The sequence below is a fragment of the Streptomyces griseochromogenes genome (assembly GCF_001542625.1).
Classification (GTDB): Bacteria; Actinomycetota; Actinomycetes; order Streptomycetales; family Streptomycetaceae; genus Streptomyces; species Streptomyces griseochromogenes.
In genome coordinates this window covers 8316733-8334820 of record NZ_CP016279.1, presented here as the reverse complement: position 1 = coordinate 8334820, position 18088 = coordinate 8316733, and the positions used below count along the sequence as shown (strand labels likewise).

The 18088-nt window shown below is 74.2% G+C and carries 14 protein-coding genes; 1 reads left to right on the top strand and 13 read right to left on the bottom strand.

What is annotated here, in order from left to right:
- Positions 1–10: 10 nt before the first annotated feature.
- The 6 genes from cobC to cobM are packed head-to-tail and all read right to left on the bottom strand — an operon-like array spanning position 11 to position 6319.
- Positions 11–1075, bottom strand: a complete 1065-nt coding sequence (gene cobC / locus AVL59_RS36110; protein WP_067313124.1) for an Rv2231c family pyridoxal phosphate-dependent protein CobC — start codon at positions 1073–1075, stop codon at positions 11–13.
- The gene (locus AVL59_RS36105) at positions 1065–1994 is read right to left on the bottom strand and encodes a sirohydrochlorin chelatase (RefSeq protein WP_067313122.1); all 930 of its coding nucleotides are present in this window, start codon (positions 1992–1994) and stop codon (positions 1065–1067) included. Before AVL59_RS36105 ends, cobC begins: the two co-directional genes overlap by 11 nt.
- A complete protein-coding gene (locus AVL59_RS36100) occupies positions 1991–2581 on the bottom strand; it encodes a precorrin-8X methylmutase (RefSeq protein ID WP_067313120.1) in 591 nt (196 codons plus the stop codon). Before AVL59_RS36100 ends, AVL59_RS36105 begins: the two co-directional genes overlap by 4 nt.
- On the bottom strand, positions 2578–4269 hold the full coding sequence (cobJ, locus tag AVL59_RS36095) for a precorrin-3B C(17)-methyltransferase (protein WP_067313118.1): 1692 nt from the start codon (positions 4267–4269) through the stop codon (positions 2578–2580). The genes AVL59_RS36100 and cobJ overlap by 4 nt, the downstream gene beginning before the upstream one ends.
- Positions 4266–5504 carry a bifunctional cobalt-precorrin-7 (C(5))-methyltransferase/cobalt-precorrin-6B (C(15))-methyltransferase gene (locus AVL59_RS36090; RefSeq protein WP_067313117.1) on the bottom strand — a complete coding sequence of 413 codons (1239 nt, stop codon included), beginning with the start codon at positions 5502–5504 and terminating at the stop codon, positions 4266–4268. The genes cobJ and AVL59_RS36090 overlap by 4 nt, the downstream gene beginning before the upstream one ends.
- Positions 5501–6319, bottom strand: coding sequence for a precorrin-4 C(11)-methyltransferase (gene cobM / locus AVL59_RS36085; protein WP_067313115.1), 819 nt, complete (start codon positions 6317–6319; stop codon positions 5501–5503). Before cobM ends, AVL59_RS36090 begins: the two co-directional genes overlap by 4 nt.
- Positions 6320–6437: 118 nt before the next feature.
- Between cobM and AVL59_RS36080 the strand changes: the two genes are divergently transcribed.
- Entirely contained in the window at positions 6438–7169 is a 732-nt protein-coding gene (locus AVL59_RS36080) for a ZIP family metal transporter (RefSeq protein WP_067313113.1), read from the top strand.
- A gap of 14 nt (positions 7170–7183) precedes the next feature.
- On the opposite strand, the gene cobI is transcribed toward AVL59_RS36080, so the two are convergent.
- From cobI to AVL59_RS36045, 7 genes are read right to left on the bottom strand one after another with little or no spacing between them, the layout of a single operon-like run.
- Entirely contained in the window at positions 7184–7933 is a 750-nt protein-coding gene (gene cobI, locus AVL59_RS36075; RefSeq protein WP_067318143.1) for a precorrin-2 C(20)-methyltransferase, read from the bottom strand.
- Complete coding sequence (locus AVL59_RS36070) at positions 7930–9294, bottom strand: cobyrinate a,c-diamide synthase (protein WP_067313112.1); 1365 nt, start codon at positions 9292–9294, stop codon at positions 7930–7932. Before AVL59_RS36070 ends, cobI begins: the two co-directional genes overlap by 4 nt.
- Positions 9288–9887, bottom strand: a complete 600-nt coding sequence (cobO, locus tag AVL59_RS36065) for a cob(I)yrinic acid a,c-diamide adenosyltransferase (RefSeq protein WP_067313110.1) — start codon at positions 9885–9887, stop codon at positions 9288–9290. The genes AVL59_RS36070 and cobO overlap by 7 nt, the downstream gene beginning before the upstream one ends.
- Positions 9887–11890 (bottom strand): putative cobaltochelatase, encoded by a 2004-nt coding sequence (locus AVL59_RS36060; RefSeq protein ID WP_067313108.1) that lies wholly within the window; start codon positions 11888–11890, stop codon positions 9887–9889. The genes cobO and AVL59_RS36060 overlap by 1 nt, the downstream gene beginning before the upstream one ends.
- The gene (gene cobN / locus AVL59_RS36055; protein WP_067313107.1) at positions 11887–15540 is read right to left on the bottom strand and encodes a cobaltochelatase subunit CobN; all 3654 of its coding nucleotides are present in this window, start codon (positions 15538–15540) and stop codon (positions 11887–11889) included. Before cobN ends, AVL59_RS36060 begins: the two co-directional genes overlap by 4 nt.
- Positions 15537–17045, bottom strand: coding sequence for a cobyric acid synthase (locus AVL59_RS36050; RefSeq protein ID WP_067313106.1), 1509 nt, complete (start codon positions 17043–17045; stop codon positions 15537–15539). The genes cobN and AVL59_RS36050 overlap by 4 nt, the downstream gene beginning before the upstream one ends.
- Positions 17042–17986, bottom strand: a complete 945-nt coding sequence (locus AVL59_RS36045) for a cobalamin biosynthesis protein (RefSeq protein WP_067313104.1) — start codon at positions 17984–17986, stop codon at positions 17042–17044. The genes AVL59_RS36050 and AVL59_RS36045 overlap by 4 nt, the downstream gene beginning before the upstream one ends.
- Between the last annotated feature and the right edge of the window lie 102 nt (positions 17987–18088).

Sequence of the window (18088 nt, the reverse complement as noted above, 5' to 3'; positions counted from 1 at the left end):
CCTGGCGGGGTCAGCCCAGCGCGCGGTCCAGCCCCGCCAGGAATCCGTTCACCGTGGCCTTGTCCCGTACGGCCATGCGGATCCAGTCGTCGTCGAGGCCGGGGAAGGTGTCCCCGCGCCGGACCGCGTAGCCCAGCTCGCGCAGCCGCCGTCGTACCGCGGCGGCGCCCGCCGTACGCACCAACACGAACGGCCCCTCGGCGGGACCGGCCACCCGCACACCCCGGTCGGCGAAGGCGGCCAGCCCCGCCACCAGATGGGCCCGGTCCGCCGCGATCCGGTGGGCCGCGTGCGCCGCCTCCGCCAGTGCCCGCGGCGCCACACACGCCCGCGCCGCCGCCAGCGCCGGCGTCGACACCGGCCACAGCGGCTGGGCCCGCTCCAGCTCGGCGATCGTCTCCGGCGCGGCCAGCACATAGCCGATCCGCAGCCCGGCCAGCCCCCAGGTCTTGGTCAGACTGCGCAGCACGACGAGACCGGGCACATCGGTCCGCCCGGCAAGGGCCTCCCGCTCACCGGGCACCGCGTCCATGAACGCCTCGTCGACCACCAGGATCCGCCCCGGACGGGCGAGCGAGGCGATCGCGGCGGCCGGGTGCAGGACCGACGTCGGATTGGTCGGATTCCCGATCACCACCAGATCGGCGTCCTCCGGAACGGCCCCCGGATCCAGCCGGAAGCCGTCCGCCTCCCGCAGCAGCACCCGGGCCACGGTGTGCCCCGCATCCCGCAGCGCCGCCTCCGGCTCGGTGAACTGCGGATGCACCACCACCGGCTTGCGTACCTCCAGCGACCGCGCCAGCAGCACGAACGCCTCCGCCGCGCCCGCCGTCAGCAGCACCCGCTCCACGGGCAGCCCGTGCCGCGCCGCCACCGCCGCCCGTGCGGCCCGCCCGTCCGGGTAGGCCGCGAGCGAGGACAGCGAACGGGCGATCTCCTCCCGCAGCCAGACCGGAGGCGTGTCCGCGCGGACATTGACCGCGAGATCGACCAGCCCCGCTCCGTCGTCCCGGACCTCGGCGTCCCCGTGATGGCGCAGGGCGTCCCCGGCGGCCGTGGTGTGCTCAGTGCGCATGGCTGTGCGAGTGCCCGCCGTGGTGGTGGTGCCCGTGGTGGTGGCCGTCGTCGTCCGGGTGGAAGTGCGGCTGCTGCGGCAGCCCCACCTTGTCCTCGAAGCCCGGCAGCGCGATCCGGTACACGCAGGAGTCGCAGTTCATGCGCAGATCACCCTTGATCGCCTCCTCGTACCGCTCGATCACCAGGTCCAGCAGCTCCGGCTCGGGCCCGATGACGTCCGCCGAGCGCACCTCGGTCTCCGGATGCGCGGCCGCCCAGCCCTCCGTCTGCTCCCGCACTCGGTCCGGCAGGATCCCGGTGAACAGGAAATAGGGGAGGACGACGATCCGCTTCGCCCCCAGCCTCGCGCACCGGTCGAGCCCGCTCGGCACGTCCGGCGCCGCCAGCGACACGAACGCCGTCTCCACACCGGCGTACCCGCGCCCCTCCCACAGCAGCCGCGCCGCCTTGAACACCTCGGCGTTGGCGTCCGGGTCGGTGGAGCCCCGACCCACCAGCAGCACGGTCACATCGGCCCGGTCCTCGGGCGTACGGGCACTCCCGCCGAGGGCGTCGTCCAGCCGCCGCTCCAGGACCGACAGCAGCGACGGGTGCGGGCCCAGCGGGCGGCCGTAGGTGTACGAGATGCCCGGGTGGCGTTCCTTCTCGCGGGCCAGCGCCGCCGGGATGTCCCCCTTGGCGTGCCCGGCGGACACCAGCATCAGCGGCACGGCCGCGAACCGTCGTACGCCCCGGGCCACCATCCCGGCGACGGCGTCGCCGAGCGGCGGCGGGGACAGCTCGATGAAGCCGCCGGCGACCGGAACCTCGGACAGCCGAAGCTGCAGCTGCCGCACGAAGTCGCGGAACGCCTCGGCCCCGGCCTCGTCCCGGGTGCCGTGGCCGGCGATGAGCAGGGCGGGCGGCGGGGTGGTCACGATGTCTCCTCGGAAGATGAAAGGGGGTGGTACAGCAGGGCGTTGAGCGCGGCCGCGGCCACCGCCGAACCGCCCTTCTCGGACACGTTGCTCACGGCGGGCAGCCCGCTCGCACGCAGCGCCTCCTTGGACTCGGCCGCGCCGACGAAGCCGACGGGCAGGCCGATCACGAGCGCGGGGGAGGCGTCCAGCGTGAGCAGTTCCTCCAGGGCGGTCGGCGCGCAGCCGATCACCCACAGGGCGCCGGGCCCGACCTGTTCGTACGCGAGCCGGACCGCGTGTGCCGAACGGGTCAGCCCCGGCCCCGACCCGGCGTCCTTGAGCCGGCAGACGGTCTCCCGCCTGGTGATACCGGCCGCGACCATCTCCACGTCCACGACGACCGGCGCCCCGGAGTGCAGCGCGGCGTGGGCCCGTACCAGGTCGCCCTCGTCCATGACGAGGTCGCTCGCGTACTCCAGGTCGGCGGCGGAGTGGATGACCCGCTCCACCACCGCCCGGGTCAGCGGCGGGAAGTGCGAGGTGTCCAGGCGGGCCCGCAGCCGCCGGAAGGACTCCTGCTCGATGGGGTGGACCACACGGTTCACTTGGCGTCCTCCCGCGATGTCTGCCAGCGGTAGCCGCGCGGCGTCACCATGCGCCCCGCGATGTCCCGGGTCGCCGTGTTGCCCACGGTCACGACCGTCATCATGTCGACCGTCGCCGGGTCCAGCGCGGCCAGTGCGGTCACCCGGCTCGACTCGTCCGGCCGCGAGGCGTTGCGCACGACACCGACGGGGGTCGCCGGCTCCCGGTGCTCCGCGAGGATCGCGAGCGCCTTGGGCAGCTGCCAGTCGCGGCCCCGGGAACGCGGGTTGTAGAAGGTGACCACGAGATCCGCCTCGGCCGCGGCCCGCACCCGCCGCTCGATGACCTCCCACGGCGTGTGCAGGTCGGACAGGCTGATCGACACATGGTCGTGGCCCAGCGGCGCGCCCAGGATCGCCCCGGCCGCCAGCGCGGCCGTCACGCCCGGCACACCGACCACGTCGATGTCGTCGGACGCCTCGGCGAGCGCGGGGGAGGCCATGGCGTACACACCCGCGTCCCCGCTGCCGATCAGCGCCACCGCGTGCCCCTTGCGGGCCTCGGCGACCGCCGTGCGGGCCCGCTCCTCCTCCGCGCCGAGCCCCGACTCCAGCACCCGGGTGCCGGGCCGCAGCAGGTCGCGGATCTGGTCCACGTACTGGTCGAGCCCGACCAGCACCGAGGCCCGCCGCAACTCGGCCGCCGCGCGCGGGGTGAGCAGATCCCGGGCACCGGGGCCCAGCCCGACCACCGCGAGCCGCCCGCGCCCCGGACGCCGTACCACGGCACAGGTGGCCATGGCCGGCCGCGCCGCGGACTTCCGCTTGGGGACCAGGAGTTCACCGCCACGCAGCAGCGCGGCCGCCTCGGCGACGGACGGGGTGCCGACGGCCGCGAGCGGCGCGTCGGACGGATTGGGTACCGCCACGGCCGCCAGCTCCTCGGCCGGGTACGTCACCAGGGGCACCCCAAGACGCTCGGCGGCGGCCACCAGGCCCGGCTCCTCGGACTTGGCGTCCACGGTGGCGAGCTCGGCCACGGACTTCGGCGAGAGCCCCGCCTCCCGCAGCGCGTCCTCGACCAGCCCGAGGATCTCCTCCACCGGCGCACCCTTGGAGGCGCCGACCCCGACCACCAGGGACGGCGGCCTGAGCAGCACCTCACGCTCGCCCGGTTCGACGGCACGGTCCGTGAGCCGGACGGTGTACGACCCCTCGGGCGCGCTCGGCAGCGGCGGCAGCGGCCACGGCACCTCGGCCTCCAGGACGACCTCCTCGCCGTCCAGCAGGGCCCGGGACACCGTCGCCACCGACCCCTCGTACGGGAACCCGAGCGTGTCCAGACCCGGCAGCCCCACCGCGTCCGTCGCGGTCGTCACCACCGGCTCGGCCCCCAGCAACGCGCCCACCTCGCGGGCGAGTTCGTTGGCGCCGCCGCCGTGCCCGCCGACCAGCGACACCGCGAACCGGCCTGCCTCGTCCACGCAGACCACACCCGGGTCCGCCGCCTTGTCGGCCAGCAGCGGCGCGAGCAGCCGTACCGTCGCGCCCGTCGCCAGGAAGCACACCAGCTGCTCGCACTCGGCGAACGCGGCCCGCACGGCCTCCCCGGCCAGGCCGTCGTACACCCGGGTACGGTCCGGCCAGGCCGCGGCCAGCCGGTCGCGCGCCGCCGCCCCCGCCGCGGTGGCGGAAATGAGGCCGATCACTGAGTCACTCCTTCGTTAGACGCCGGGGTTCTGACGCCCCACAGCAGGAAAACGGGATTGGTCGCCGCCAGCCGGGTCACGTTGCCCGGCAGCGGTGCGAGCCGCGACGACTGCAGCAGCACCCCGTCACAGGTGAATCCGGCGGCCGTCAGCGCCTCGCGCGCCGCGGGCACCCGGTCCAGGGCGGCCATCGCGACGACGACGGTCCGCCGTGCCCGCCGCGCGCACGCGGTGACGACGGCGGGCAGCTCGCACCCTCCGCCACCGACGAACACGGCGTCGGGATCGTCGCCGAGCCCGGCCAGCGCGGCCGGTGCCGAGCCGTGCACCACGTCCACGTCGACACCGTGGGCGTGCGCGTTGGCACGGATCCGCTCGACCCCGTCCGGGGCCTTCTCGACGGCGACCACGGCCGCGCCGAGCCGCGCGCACTCCACGGCCACCGAGCCCGAGCCCGCGCCGACGTCCCACACCAGGTCGCCCGGGCGCGGCCCGAGCCGGGCGAGTGCCAGGGCCCGCACCTCGAACTTGGTGATCATCGAGTCCCGGTGCGCGAACTCGCTCTCGTCCAGCGCCCATCGGTCCGGCCGCGCGGACACCCCGGCGACCGTGCGCACGGCACCGAGCGCCCGCGTCTCGTCCAGGCACAGCACCACGCTCACCGCCGTGCCCCAGTCCCGGGCCGCGGCCTCGGCGGGCGTCACCCGCTCCACGCGTTCGTGATCCGGATCGCCGAGCGCGCTCGCCACCACCAGGACACGGCCGTTCCCGACCGCCGCACCCAGCTCGGCGGGCCCGGCCCCCGGCCCGGTCAGCACGGCCACCTTCGGGTGCGCCCGGCACACGTTGACGGCCGTGCGCGGATCACGCCCGTGCGCGCTCACCACCACCGCGTCGTCCCACGGCAGCCCGAGCCGCGCGAACGCGGTCGCCACGGACGACACCCCGGGCCGTACGTCCAGCCGCCCGGACCCGAACCGCTCGGCCAGCGCCCGCACGATCCCGAAGAACCCGGGATCCCCGGAGGCCAGCACGAGAACCGGCAGTTCCTTGCCGACGTACTCGCCGATCGCGTCCAGGGCGGGCGCCAGCGGCCCGAGCACGATCCGCTCCGCGCCCTCGGGCAGCCGTACGGCGTCCAGATGCCGCCGCCCGCCGACGACCAGAGCGGCACCGGCGAGGGCGTCCTCGGGGACCGGCGGCGCCCCCGTCCCCGTACCGACGACCGTGATCAACTGTTCGCACCCCGTTCGCGCAGCGCCCGCCGGGCCTCGGGGTCGGCCTTGCGGTAGCCGTGGAAGTGCCCCGGGTGGTACAGGTGCGAACGCGTCCCGTGGGCGTCCAGCGCCGGGCCGACCAGGAAGAGCGTGTGCTTCCAGAGCTTGTGCTCCTTGACCGTCTCCTCCAGCGTGCCGATCGTGCACCGCACGACCAGCTCCTCCGGCCAGGTCGCCTGGTAGGCGACGACCACGGGGGTGTCCGTCGGGTAGCCGCCCTCCAGCAGCTCGCGCACCAGCTGGCCGCTGCGCGCCGCCGACAGGAAGACGGCCATGGTGGTGCCGTGCCGGGCGAACTCGCGCACCTCCTCGCCGGGCGGCATCGGCGTCTTGCCGCCGCCGAGCCGGGTCAGGATCACGGACTGGGCGATCTCCGGGATGGTCAGCTCACGCCGCGCGAGCGCGGCGACGGCGGAGAAGGACGAGACGCCGGGCACGACCTCCGTCTCGATCCCGATCCCGGCGCACCGGTCCAGCTGCTCCTGGGTGCCGCCCCACAGCGCCGGGTCGCCGGAGTGGATACGGGCCACCTTCAGCCCCTCGGCAGCGGCCCGCTCGTACACGGCCACGACGTCCTCCAGGGACATGGCCGCCGAGTCCAGGATCTCCGCGTCCTCGCGCGCGTGCTCCAGGACCTCCGCCTGGACCAGGCTCGCGGCCCAGATCACCACGTCCGCCTCCGCGATCGCGCGCGCGGCCCGGAACGTCAGCAGATCGGCGGCGCCGGGGCCGGCACCGACGAACGTCACCTTGCCGGTGGGGGCATCGGCCATGGGAAGGGGTCCTCTCATACGGAAACGCAAGGCGTAAGCGGGTGGAATGTCACGGTCTGGGGCGGTCGGCGTGGCCGCGGATGTGCGCGAAGGCGCTTCCATCGGATAGCAAGGGCCTATGGCGGTCTTTGTCGCGCTCGGCGCGTTCCTGATGACGCTGGCCGGCGGCTGGACGGCACAGCGCGTGACCGACCGTCGCCATCTCGTCCTCGGACTGGCCGGCGGCCTGATGCTGGGCGTGGTCGGCCTGGACCTGCTGCCCGAGGCACTGCGCGCGGCGAGCCGCGAGGTCTTCGGCGTACCCACGGCCCTGCTGCTGTTCGTGGCCGGTTTCCTGCTGGCCCATCTGGTGGAACGCACCCTGGCCGTGCGCCAGGCGGCCCACGGCGGCGCCGAGCACAACCACCGGGCGCCCGAGGTGGGCCTCACGGCGGCCGCCGCGATGGTCGGCCACAGCGCCATGGACGGCGTGGCGATAGGCGCGGCCTTCCAGGTGGGCGGCGGCATGGGCACCTCCGTCGCGCTCGCCGTGATCGCGCACGACTTCGCCGACGGCTTCAACACCTTCACCATCACGAGCCTGTACGGCAACGCGCGCCGCCGGGCGATATGCATGCTCGTGGCGGACGCCTGCGCACCCCTCGTGGGCGCCCTGTCGACCGCCTTCTTCCACATCCCGGAACCGGTGCTCGGCGGCTATCTCGGCCTCTTCGGCGGCGTACTGCTCTACCTCGCCGCCGCCGAGATCCTGCCCGAGGCCCACCACGAGCACCCGGCCCGCTCCACCCTGCTGTGCACGGTGGCGGGCGCGGCCTTCATCTGGCTGGTGGTCGGCATCTCCGGCGGCTGACCGCACCGGCCGCCTCACAGCTTCCCGCCCCGCCCGCCGTCGCGCCGCGGCGGCGCGATCAGCGTCGAGAGGTAGGGCAGCGGCTCCCCGTCCCACTCGGCGGCCGGCCGCACCGACTCCTCCGGCAGCCCGAGCGCCGACCCCCACACGGCGTCCCCGATCCGCCCGGTCTCCCGCAGCGCCTCGGCGACCTCGGCGGCCTGCCGCCCGAACTTGTACGCCACGACGGTCCCCGGCCCGGCCAGCGCCTCCTTGAGCACCTGCGAGCCCGCCGTCACCGGCACCAGCGTCAACGGCTCGGTACCCTCCGTGAGTACCGCCCCCGACCGGGCGGCCAGGTCCTGCATGGCGGTGATCCCGGGCACCGTCTCCACCACGGCACCCGGCACCAGCTCCGTGATCGTCTGCGCGAGATACGTGAACGTCGAGTACACGTTTGGATCCCCGATGGTGGCGAAGGCGACGGACCCGTGCGCGCGCAGCAGCCCGGCGACCCGCTCGCCCGCCGCGTCCCAGGCGGCCTCCCGGCGCGCCCGGTCGGTCCGCTCGTTCAGCGCGAACACCACCCGGACGACCTTGTCCTCGGGCACGTAGTGCAACACGGTCGCCTCGGCCCGCCCCCGTTCGCCGCCATCCGTTCCATCGGACGCGGCCATCACGGGTACGACGACGACGTCGGCCGCGCGCAGCGCGTCGACCCCCTTGACGGTCACCAGCTCCGGGTCACCGGGACCGACCCCGACACCGATCAGCCTGCTGCTCATGACGTCCGGCACCTCTCCACGAACCGACGGGCCACACCGGGCTCGGACGCCCAGTGCGTGTGCAGATAACTCGCGTGCACACCTTGCTGCACAAAACCTTCGACCCGCCGCACCGGGGTCCGCACGCCCCAGGCGGGAGCCGCGCCGGCGCCGGGCTCGACGACCGTGCGGTGGAACTCGTGCCCCCGCATCCGCGTCCCCGCGACGGCCAGCACACTGTCCCCGACGGCCACCGCGTCCCGGTAGCCCAGGGTGAGCCGTTCCGTCATCCGCGCGGTCGCGTCCAGCACGCCGCACATGGGCCGGCCGTCCAGCTCCCGGCAGAGGTAGAGCAGCCCGGCGCACTCGGCGGCGACGGGCGCACCGCCGAGCGCCAGCTCGGTGATCGCCTTGCGCAGCGGCTCGTTGCCGGACAGCTCGGCGGCGTACACCTCGGGGAAACCGCCCCCGATGACCAACCCGGCCGTCCCTTCGGGCAGTTGCTCGTCCCGAAGCGGATCGAAGGTGACCACTTCGGCACCGGCGGCGGTGAGCAGCTCGGTGTGCTCGGCGTAGGAGAAGGTGAAGGCGGGCCCGCCGGCGACGGCCACCACCGGTGGGCCGGGCGTCGGTTGCCGGTCCGGCCCAGCGGGGGTCCAGGGGGCGAAGCCCCCTGGGAGGGCACCGGCACTGCGCGCGAGTGCTTCCAGTGCGCCCAGGTCACACCCCTGAGCCACCTGCGCTGCCATGGCCCCGACGGAGTCGACCGCGGCGGAGCGCCGCTCGGTGACCGGCACCAGCCCCAGATGCCGAGAAGGCGTGTCCATCTGAGGCACCCGCCGCAGAACACCCAGCACAGGCACCCCGGAGGAATCCAGCGCCTCCCGCAGCAGCGACTCGTGCCGGTCCGACCCCACCTTGTTCAGGATCACGCCCCCGAGCCGCACCTCCGGATCCCAGGAAGCGAACCCGTGCACCAGCGCCGCCACCGACCGCGACTGCGACGACGCGTCCACGACCAGTACCACCGGCGCCCGCAGCAGCTTGGCGACATGGGCCGTGGACGCGAGTTCCCCCTCGCCCGCGGCCCCGTCGTACAGCCCCATCACACCCTCGACGACGGCGAGATCGCAGCCCCGCGCCCCGTGCAGGAACAGCGGAGCGACCAGCTCGGGGCCGCACAGGTACGCGTCCAGGTTGCGGCCCACCCGCCCGGTCGCGAGCGCGTGATACCCGGGATCGATGTAGTCGGGCCCGACCTTGTGCGGGGACACGGCGAGCCCCCGCGCGGCGAACGCGGCCATCAGCCCCGTGGCGACGGTGGTCTTGCCGCTGCCGGACGACGGCGCGGCGATGACCAGCCGGGGAACGGCACTCACCACTCGATGCCCTTCTGGCCCTTCTGCCCCGCGTCCATGGGGTGCTTGACCTTGGACATGTCGGTCACCAGATCCGCGAAGTCCACCAGCTTCCCGGGCGCGTTCCGCCCGGTGATCACCACATGCTGCGTACCGGGCCGGTCGCGCAGCACCTCCACGACCTCGTCCGTGTCCACCCACCCCCAGTGCATCGGGTACGCGAACTCGTCCAGCACGTACAGCCGGTACGTCTCGGCCGCCAGATCCCGCTTGACCTGCTCCCAGCCCTCCCGGGCCTTCTCTTCGTTGTCCATCTGGGCGTCCCGCTGGACCCAGGACCAGCCCTCGCCCATCTTGTGCCAGTCGACGGTCCCGCCCTCGCCGGAGGCGCCGAGCACGCGCAGCGCGTTCTCCTCGCCGACCTTCCACTTCGCCGACTTGACGAACTGGAACACCCCGATCGGCCAGCCCTGGTTCCAGGCGCGCAGCGCAAGCCCGAACGCGGCCGTCGACTTGCCCTTGCCGATGCCCGTGTGGACGACGACCAGCGGCCTGTTGCGCCGCTGCCGGGTCGTCAGCCCGTCGTCCGGAACCACACTCGGCTGTCCCTGCGGCATTACGCGACCCTCCTAGAAGTCCCCTGCACGTCCCTGACCAGACCGGCGATCGAGTCGGCCCGCAACTCGTCCAGCGTGACGGCCGTACCGCCCAGCTCACCCGCGAGCTGCCCGGCGAGCCCGAGCCGCACCGGCCCCGACTCGCAGTCCACGACGACCGAGGCGACACCCTCGGCGGCGAACAGCCGCGCCGCACGCCCGGCCAGCGCGACCGGTTCCGGGCCGCCGGTGGCCCGCCCGTCGGTCACCACCACGACCAGTGCCCGGCGCGCCGGATCGCGCAGCCGCTCCACCCGCAGCACCTCGTGCGCCTTGAGCAGCCCGGCCGCGAGCGGGGTACGGCCGCCCGTCGGCAGCGATTCGAGGCGGGCGGCCGCCGCGTCCACGGAGGAGGTCGGCGGCAGGGCGACATCGGCCGAGGCGCCCCGGAAGGTCACGAGCCCCACCTTGTCCCGCCGCTGGTAGGCGTCGAGCAGCAGGGACAGCACGGCACCCTTCACGGCGCTCATCCGCTGCCGCGCCGCCATCGACCCGGAGGCGTCGACCACGAACAGCACGAGGTTGCCCTCGCGCCCCTCCCGCGTCGCCTGCCGCAGATCGTCCCGGCGCAGCACAAGACCCGGCCCGGACCGCCCGCGCGCCCGCTGGTGCGGGGCGGCGGCCCGCACGGTCGCCGCCAGATGCAGCTTGGTCAGCGTGCCCCGGGGCCGCCGGGCCCCGGTCGTCCGCCCGTGCTCGGTCCGCGCCCGCGAGCGCCGCCCGGCGGCACCCTCGCCGAGCCCGGGCACGCTCAGCACCTTGGTACGGAACGGTTCGGCCGCCCGTACGGGCGACTGCTCCCGCGCCCCGGAGGCCTGCGGCTCGCCGCCCTCGCCGGTCTCGGGCCGCGCGCCGCTGCCGCCGTCGCTCTGCGGGCCGCTGTCGGGCGCCGGCTGCCCACCGCCGCCTCCGGGCCCGTCCGGGTCGGGATCCTCGTCGCCGTCCGCGTCGTCCCCGGAGAACTGCTCCAGCGTCTCGTCGAGCCTGTCCTCGTCGAGCCCCGGCGCGTCGAACGGGTTCCTGCGCCGCCGGTGCGGCAGCGCGAGCAGCGCGGCCTGCCGGACGTCCTCGGCGAGCACGTCCGTCCGCCCGGCCCACGCGGCCAGCGCGGTCGCCGTTCGCGCCATCACGATGTCGGCGCGCATGCCGTCCACCTCGAAGGCCGCGCAGGTCGCCGCGATCTGCCGCAGCGCCCCGTCGCCCAGCCGCACCTGTGGCAGCAGCTCCCGCGCCGCCACGATCCGCCCGCGTACGGCGGCCTCGTCGTCGGCCCACCGTGCGGCGAACCCGGCCGGGTCGTCGTCGTAGGCCAGCCGGCGCCGCACGACCTCCACCCGCTGGTCGGGCTCCCGCGAGGCCGCGACCTCCACGGTCAGCCCGAACCGGTCGAGCAGCTGCGGCCGCAGCTCGCCCTCCTCCGGGTTCATGGTGCCGACGAGCAGGAAGCGGGCCGCGTGCCGTACCGAGACACCCTCGCGCTCGACGTAGGACGCGCCCATGGCCGCCGCGTCCAGCAGCAGGTCGACCAGGTGGTCGTGGAGGAGGTTGACCTCGTCCACGTACAGGATCCCGCGGTGCGCGTCGGCCAGCAGGCCCGGCTCGAACGCCTTCACGCCCTCGGCGAGCGCCCGCTCGATGTCGAGTGCGCCCACCAGCCGGTCCTCGGAGGCGCCGACCGGCAGCTCGACCATCCGCGCGGGCCGCGGCGCACCGGCACCGGTCTCGTGCGGCCCGTCCGGGCAGGACGGGTCCGGCGCGGCCGGATCACAGGAGAAGCGGCACCCGGGGACCACGGACACCTCAGGCAGCAGTGCCGAAAGGGCCCGCACCGCCGTCGACTTGGCCGTGCCCTTCTCGCCGCGCACCAGCACACCGCCGACCGCCGGCGACACGGCGTTCAGCAACAGCGCGAGCCGCAGGTCGTCCTGGCCGACGACGGCCGTGAACGGAAACGGGGTACTCACTTCTCCTCGCCCTCCAAGTCGCCTTCCAGCTCCAGATAGGTGGCGCGCAGCCGCTCCAGCGTGTCCGCGTCCGGCTCGGCCCACAGCCCGCGGTCCGCCGCCTCCAGCAGCCGCTCGGTGATCCCGCGCAGCGCCCACGGATTGGACTTCTTCATGAAGTCCCGGTTCTCCGGGTCGAAGACGTACTCGGCGCTGAGCTTCTCGTACATCCAGTCGTCGACCACGCCCGCCGTGGCGTCGTAGCCGAAGAGGTAGTCCACGGTCGCCGCCATCTCGAAGGCGCCCTTGTAGCCGTGCCGGCGCATGGCCGCCATCCAGCGCGGGTTGACCACGCGGGCGCGGAAGACGCGGTGGGTCTCCTCGCCGAGCGTGCGGGTCCTCACCTGGTCGGGTACGGCGCTGTCACCCACGTAGGCCTCGGGGTTGGCGCCGGTCAGATGGCGGACCATGGCGACCATGCCGCCGTGGTACTGGAAGTAGTCGTCGGCGTCGACGAGGTCGTGCTCGCGGGTGTCGACGTTCTTCGCGGCGACCGCGATCCGTTTGAACGCGGTCTCCATGTCCCCGCGCGCCGCCCGCCCGTCGAGTCCGCGCCCGTACGCGTAACCGCCCCACACCGCGTACACCTCGGCGAGATCGGCGTCGGAGCGCCAGTTGCGGGCGTCGATCAGCGGCAGCAGACCGGCGCCGTAGGCCCCCGGCTTGGAGCCGAAGATACGGGCCGTGGCCCGCCGCCGGTCGCCGTGCCCGGCGGTGTCCTCGTCGGCGTGCGCCTTCACGAAGTTCTGCTCGCCGGGCTCGTCCAGCTCGGCCACCGCCCGCACCGCGTCGTCGATCAGCCCGACCACATGCGGGAACGCGTCCCGGAAGAAGCCGGAGATACGGACCGTGACGTCGATGCGCGGCCGGCCCAGCTCCGCCGGGGGAATCACCTCGAACCCTGTCACCCGGCGCGAGGCCTCGTCCCAGACCGGGCGGCAGCCCAGCAGCGCCAGGATCTCGGCGATGTCGTCGCCCTGGGTGCGCATCGCCGACGTGCCCCACACCGTGAGGCCGACGGACTTCGGGTACTCCCCGGTGTCCTGCAGATACCGCTGCACCAGCGAGTCGGCGAGCGACTGGCCGACCTCCCAGCTCAGCCGGGAGGGGATGGCCTTGGGGTCGACCGAGTAGAAGTTGCGACCGGTCGGCAGGACGTTGACCAGACCGCGGGTCGGCGATCCGGACGGGCCCGCCGGGACGTAACCGCCGTCCAGCGCGCGCAGGATGTGGCCGATCTCGTCGGTCGTGCGGGCGAGCCGCGGGACCACCTCCGTGCAGGCGAACTCCAGCACGGCGACCGCGTCCCGGAGCTCGGCGCCCAGGACCTCGCGGACCAGCGGCGCGCTCTCGGCCACCGCCCAGCCGCGGGCCTCCATGGCCTCCGCGATCCGCCGGCACAGCTGCTCCAGCAGATCGATCGCGTCGGCGGCCGTACGGGACGGGCCCTCGACCAGATCCGTCAGCTCGACCGGCACCTTCACCGGCGCGCCCGGCTCGGCGAGCAACTCCTTCTCCACGAGCCCGAAGTGCTCGGCCAGCGAGGCCCGCAGCCCCGGCAGCGCGTTCGCCCGCCCGCCCCACACCTGCGAGGCGCGCAGCACGGCGAGGACCAGGTTCACCCGCGGCTCGCCGACCGGCCCGCCGCCCAGGATGTGCAGCCCGTCGCGGATCTGCACGTCCTTGATCTCGCACAGATAGCCGTCGATGTGCATGACGAACTCGTCGAAGTCGCCGTCCTCCGGCTGCTCGTCCACGTGCAGGTCGTGGTGGAGTTCGGCCGCCTTGACCAGCGTCCAGATCTGCGCCCGCACGGCCGGGGCCTTCGCCGGGTCCAGATCGGAGACGAGCGCGTACTCGTCCAGCAGCTGCTCCAGCTTGGCCAGGTCGCCGTAGGTGTCGGCACGGGCCATCGGCGGTACGAGGTGGTCGACCACCGTGGCGTGCCCGCGCCGCTTGGCCTGGGTACCCTCGCCGGGGTCGTTGACGATGAACGGGTAGATCAGCGGGAGATCGCCGAGGACGGCGTCCGGCGCGCAGCCCCGGGAGAGGCCGAGACCCTTGCCGGGCAGCCACTCCATCGTGCCGTGCTTGCCCATGTGCACGATCGCGTCCGCGCCGAAACTGTTCTCCAGCCAGCGGTAGGCCGCCATGTAGTGGTGCGAGGGCGGCATGTCGGGGTCGTGGTAGATCGCGATCGGGTTCTCGCCGAAGCCGCGCGGCGGCTGGATCATCACGACGACGTTCCCGAACCGGAGGGCGGCGAGCACGATGTCGTCGCCGTCCACGTACAGACTGCCCGGCGGCTCGCCCCACGCCTCCAGCATGGCGTCCCTGAGCTCCGGGTCGAGCCTGTCGAACCAGGCCCGGTAGTCGGCCAGCGGCACGCGCGCGGGCGCGGCGGCCAGCTGGTCCTCCGTCAGCCACTCGACGTCGTGCCCGCCGGCCTCGATGAGCCGGTGGATCAACTCGTCGCCGCCCGCGGGGTATTCGGTCAGGCCGTAGCCCGCCTCCTTGAGGGCGTCCAGGACGCGCACCGCCGACGCGGGCGTGTCCAGGCCGACCGCGTTGCCGACGCGCGAGTGCTTGGTCGGGTAGGCGGTGAAGACGAGCGCGAGCCGCTTGTCGGCGTTCGCCTTGTGCCCGAGCCGGGCGTGCCGTACGGCGATTCCGGCCACGCGCCCGGCCCGCTCGGGATCGGCGACATACACCGGGACCTCGTCCGGGCCCTGCTCCTTGAAGGAGAACGGCACGGTGACGAGCCGCCCGTCGAACTCCGGGATCGCGACCTGCATCGCCGCGTCCATGGGGGAGAGGGCGGCGTCCGACTCGTCCCAGGCGGCCCGCGAGGAGGTGAGGCAGAGACCCTGCAGCACGGGGACGTTCAGGTCGGCGAGGGCTCCGATGTCCCAGGCTTCCTCGTCGCCGCCCGCCGACGCCTCGGAGGCGTGCGTACCGCCGGCGGCGAGGACGGTGGCGACCAGGGCATCGGTCCGGCCGAGGATCTCGTACAGCCCGGCGTCCGCGCCGCGCAGCGAACCGCAGTACACGGGAAGCGCGTTGGCTCCGTGCGCCTCGATCGCGTCGCACAGGGTGTCCACGAAGGCGGTGTTGCCGCTCAGCTCGTGGGCCCGGTAGAAGAGCACGCCGACGGTGGGGCGGCCCGCGACGAGGTCACGCTCGCCGTGCACCCCGTACTCCGGCATCTTCCGTGGCTCCTCGAAGCCCTCACCGGTCAGCAGCACGGTGTCGGACAGGAACCGGGCCAGCTCGGTCAGGTTCGCGGAGCCGCCCTCGACCAGGTACTTCAGCGCCTCGGCCACGACACCCGCCGGCACGGACGACTCGGCCATCAGCTCGGCGTCCGGCACGGCCTCGCCGCCCAGCAGCACGGTCGGGATCCCGGAGGCACTGAGCGCGGCCAGCCCGTCCTCCCAGGCGCGCTTGCCGCCCAGCAGCCGTACGACGGCGATGCCGGCGCCCTCGACCAGGCCCGGCAGCTCCTCCGCGACGTCCACCCGGGTCGGGTTGCCGATCCGGTACGCGGCGCCGGAGGCCCGGGCCGCCAGCAGATCGGTGTCGGCGGTCGACAACAACAACACTGTGCTCATGCGGGCGCTCCCGGTGGAATGAAAGGCAGTCCTTGCGGCGCGCCCGACTCGATGAGCCGCCAGAGCGCGTCCGTGTCCGCGTGCTGTTCGATCAGGTCGCCGAGCCGGTCGAGCTGCTCCTCGCGCAGCACGGCGAACGAGGTGTCGGGGGCCGGCACGAAGCGGCGGCCCGCGGCGGCGGCCACCTCGCGCAGGAAGGCCCGCCGGAAACCGTCCGACTCCAGCGAGCCGTGCCAGTGGGTGCCCCAGGTCCGGCCGACCCGGCAGCCGTCCAGGAAGGGCTCCCCGCCGGTCACTTCGGCCACCCCGTGATGGATCTCGTACCCGTCGACGCGCTCGCCGAGGGCTTCCCCCACCGGCCGGGTGAGGGTCTTCTCGCGGGCGAACCGCACCCGCACCGGGAGCACTCCGAGTCCCGGGACGCTGCCGGCGCGCGACTCGACCTCGTCCTCGATGTGCTCGCCGAGGATCTGGAAGCCGCCGCAGACCCCGAGGACAGGGCGGCCTTCGGCGGCCCTGCGGACGAGCGCGTCGGCCAGGCCCCGCTCGCGCAGCCACTCCAGAGCCCGTACCGTCCCGCGCGTTCCCGGGATCACCACGAGATCGGCGTCCGCCAGCTCCTCCGGCCGGTCCACGAACCGCACCACGACGCCCGGTTCGGCGGCCAGGGCGTCCACGTCCGTGAAGTTCGACATGAGCGGGACCGCGCAGACGGCGACCCGCAGCACGTCCTCGCCGACGGGGGGAGCCACGGCCGACTCGCGGACGGTGCCGCGCAGGGAGACCCGGAGCCCGTCCTCCTCGTCGATGCCGAGCCCGTGCCGGAACGGCAGCACGCCGTAGGTGTGCCGTCCGGTGAGCCCGTGCAGCATGTCCAGCCCCGGCTCCAGCAGGCTGACATCCCCGCGGAACTTGTTCACCAGGAACCCGGCGACCAGTTCCTGGTCCTCCGGTGAGAGCAGGGCGACCGTGCCGAAGAACGAGGCGAAGACACCGCCCCGGTCGATGTCGCCGACGACGAGCACGGGCAGCCGCGCGTTCCGCGCGATCCCCATGTTCACGATGTCGGTCCGCCGCAGATTGATCTCCGCGGGCGAACCGGCCCCCTCACAGATCACCGCGTCATACGTGCCCCGCAACTCGGCCAGACAGTCCAGGACCGTGCCCAGAAGCCGTTGCCGGCGCCCTCCGTGGTACCCGCGCGCGCTCAGCTCGCCCACCGGCTTGCCCAGCAGCACCACCTGGCTGCTCTGTTCGCCGCCCGGCTTGAGCAGCACGGGGTTCATCAGCGCCGTCGGTTCGACGCGACAGGCCTGGGCCTGCATGGCCTGCGCCCGCCCGATCTCGGCGCCCTCGCGCGTCACGAACGAGTTCAGGGACATGTTCTGCGCCTTGAAGGGCGCGACCTTGACGCCCTGGCGCACCAGCCACCGGCAGATCCCGGCCGTCACGACGCTCTTGCCGGCGTCGGAGGTGGTACCGGCGACGAGGAGACCACCGTTCACTTCCCACGTCCCTTCACGAGTCGGCGCGCGGCGACCGTCGCGCCGAGCGCGAGCAGGCCGACGCGGCGGGAGAGCCGTACGGCCCGGTCGATGTCGGTGACCTGGACGGCCCGCCCGGAATCCCCGTTGAGCACGGGCCGGTGCTCGACGCGTCCGCCGTAGGAGAGCGTGCCGCCCAGCCGCACACCGAGAGCGCCCGCGAACGAGGCCTCGACGGGCCCGGCGTTGGGGCTCGGGTGCTTGCGGGCGTCGGCCCGCCAGGCGCGCAGGGCGCCGCGCGGGTCGGGTCCGGCGGCGGCCGCGAGTACGGCGGTCAGCCGCGCCCCCGGCCAGCCGGCGAGGTCGTCGAGCCGGGCGGAGGCCCAGCCGTAGCGCCGGAAGCGGGCCGACTTGTGCCCCACCATCGCGTCCAGGGTGTTGACGGCCCGGAACCCGAGCAGCCCCGGCACCCCGCCCACCGCACCCCACACCAGCGCACCCACGACGGCGTCGGAGGTGTTCTCGGCGACGGACTCGACCACGGCCCGGGCGATCCCGTCGGCGTCGAGGGCCTGCGGATCCCGGCCGCACAGATGCGGCAGCCGCGCCCGCGCCGCCTCGATGTCCCCGGCCTCCAGCGCGCGCCCGACGGTCCGGGCCTCCCGGGCCAGCGACGTGCCCCCGACGACGGCCCAGGTGGCGGCACCGGCCAGCGCGACGGAGGCGGCGGGGGAGCGGCGTACGGCCCGCTCGGCGACGGCCCCCAGCGCCACGGCGCCGCCCGCGCACACGGCGGTGTGCAGGGCGCCCCAGCCACGGTGGTCGTGCCACAGCACGCGTTCCACGGCCGCGGCCGCGCGCCCGAACACGGCGACCGGATGCCCGCGGCGCGGATCGCCGAGGAACAGGTCGCCGAGAAGGCCGGCGGCGGCGCCGTACGCGTATGAGCGATCGGCACCCATCGGCTCAGCCGGCCGTGGGCTCAGGGGCGGGTCCGGTACTGGTCCTCGATCGGCGGCCGAGCATGGCGATATGTGTCCTCACTCAGGGTGTCCGCGCCCTGG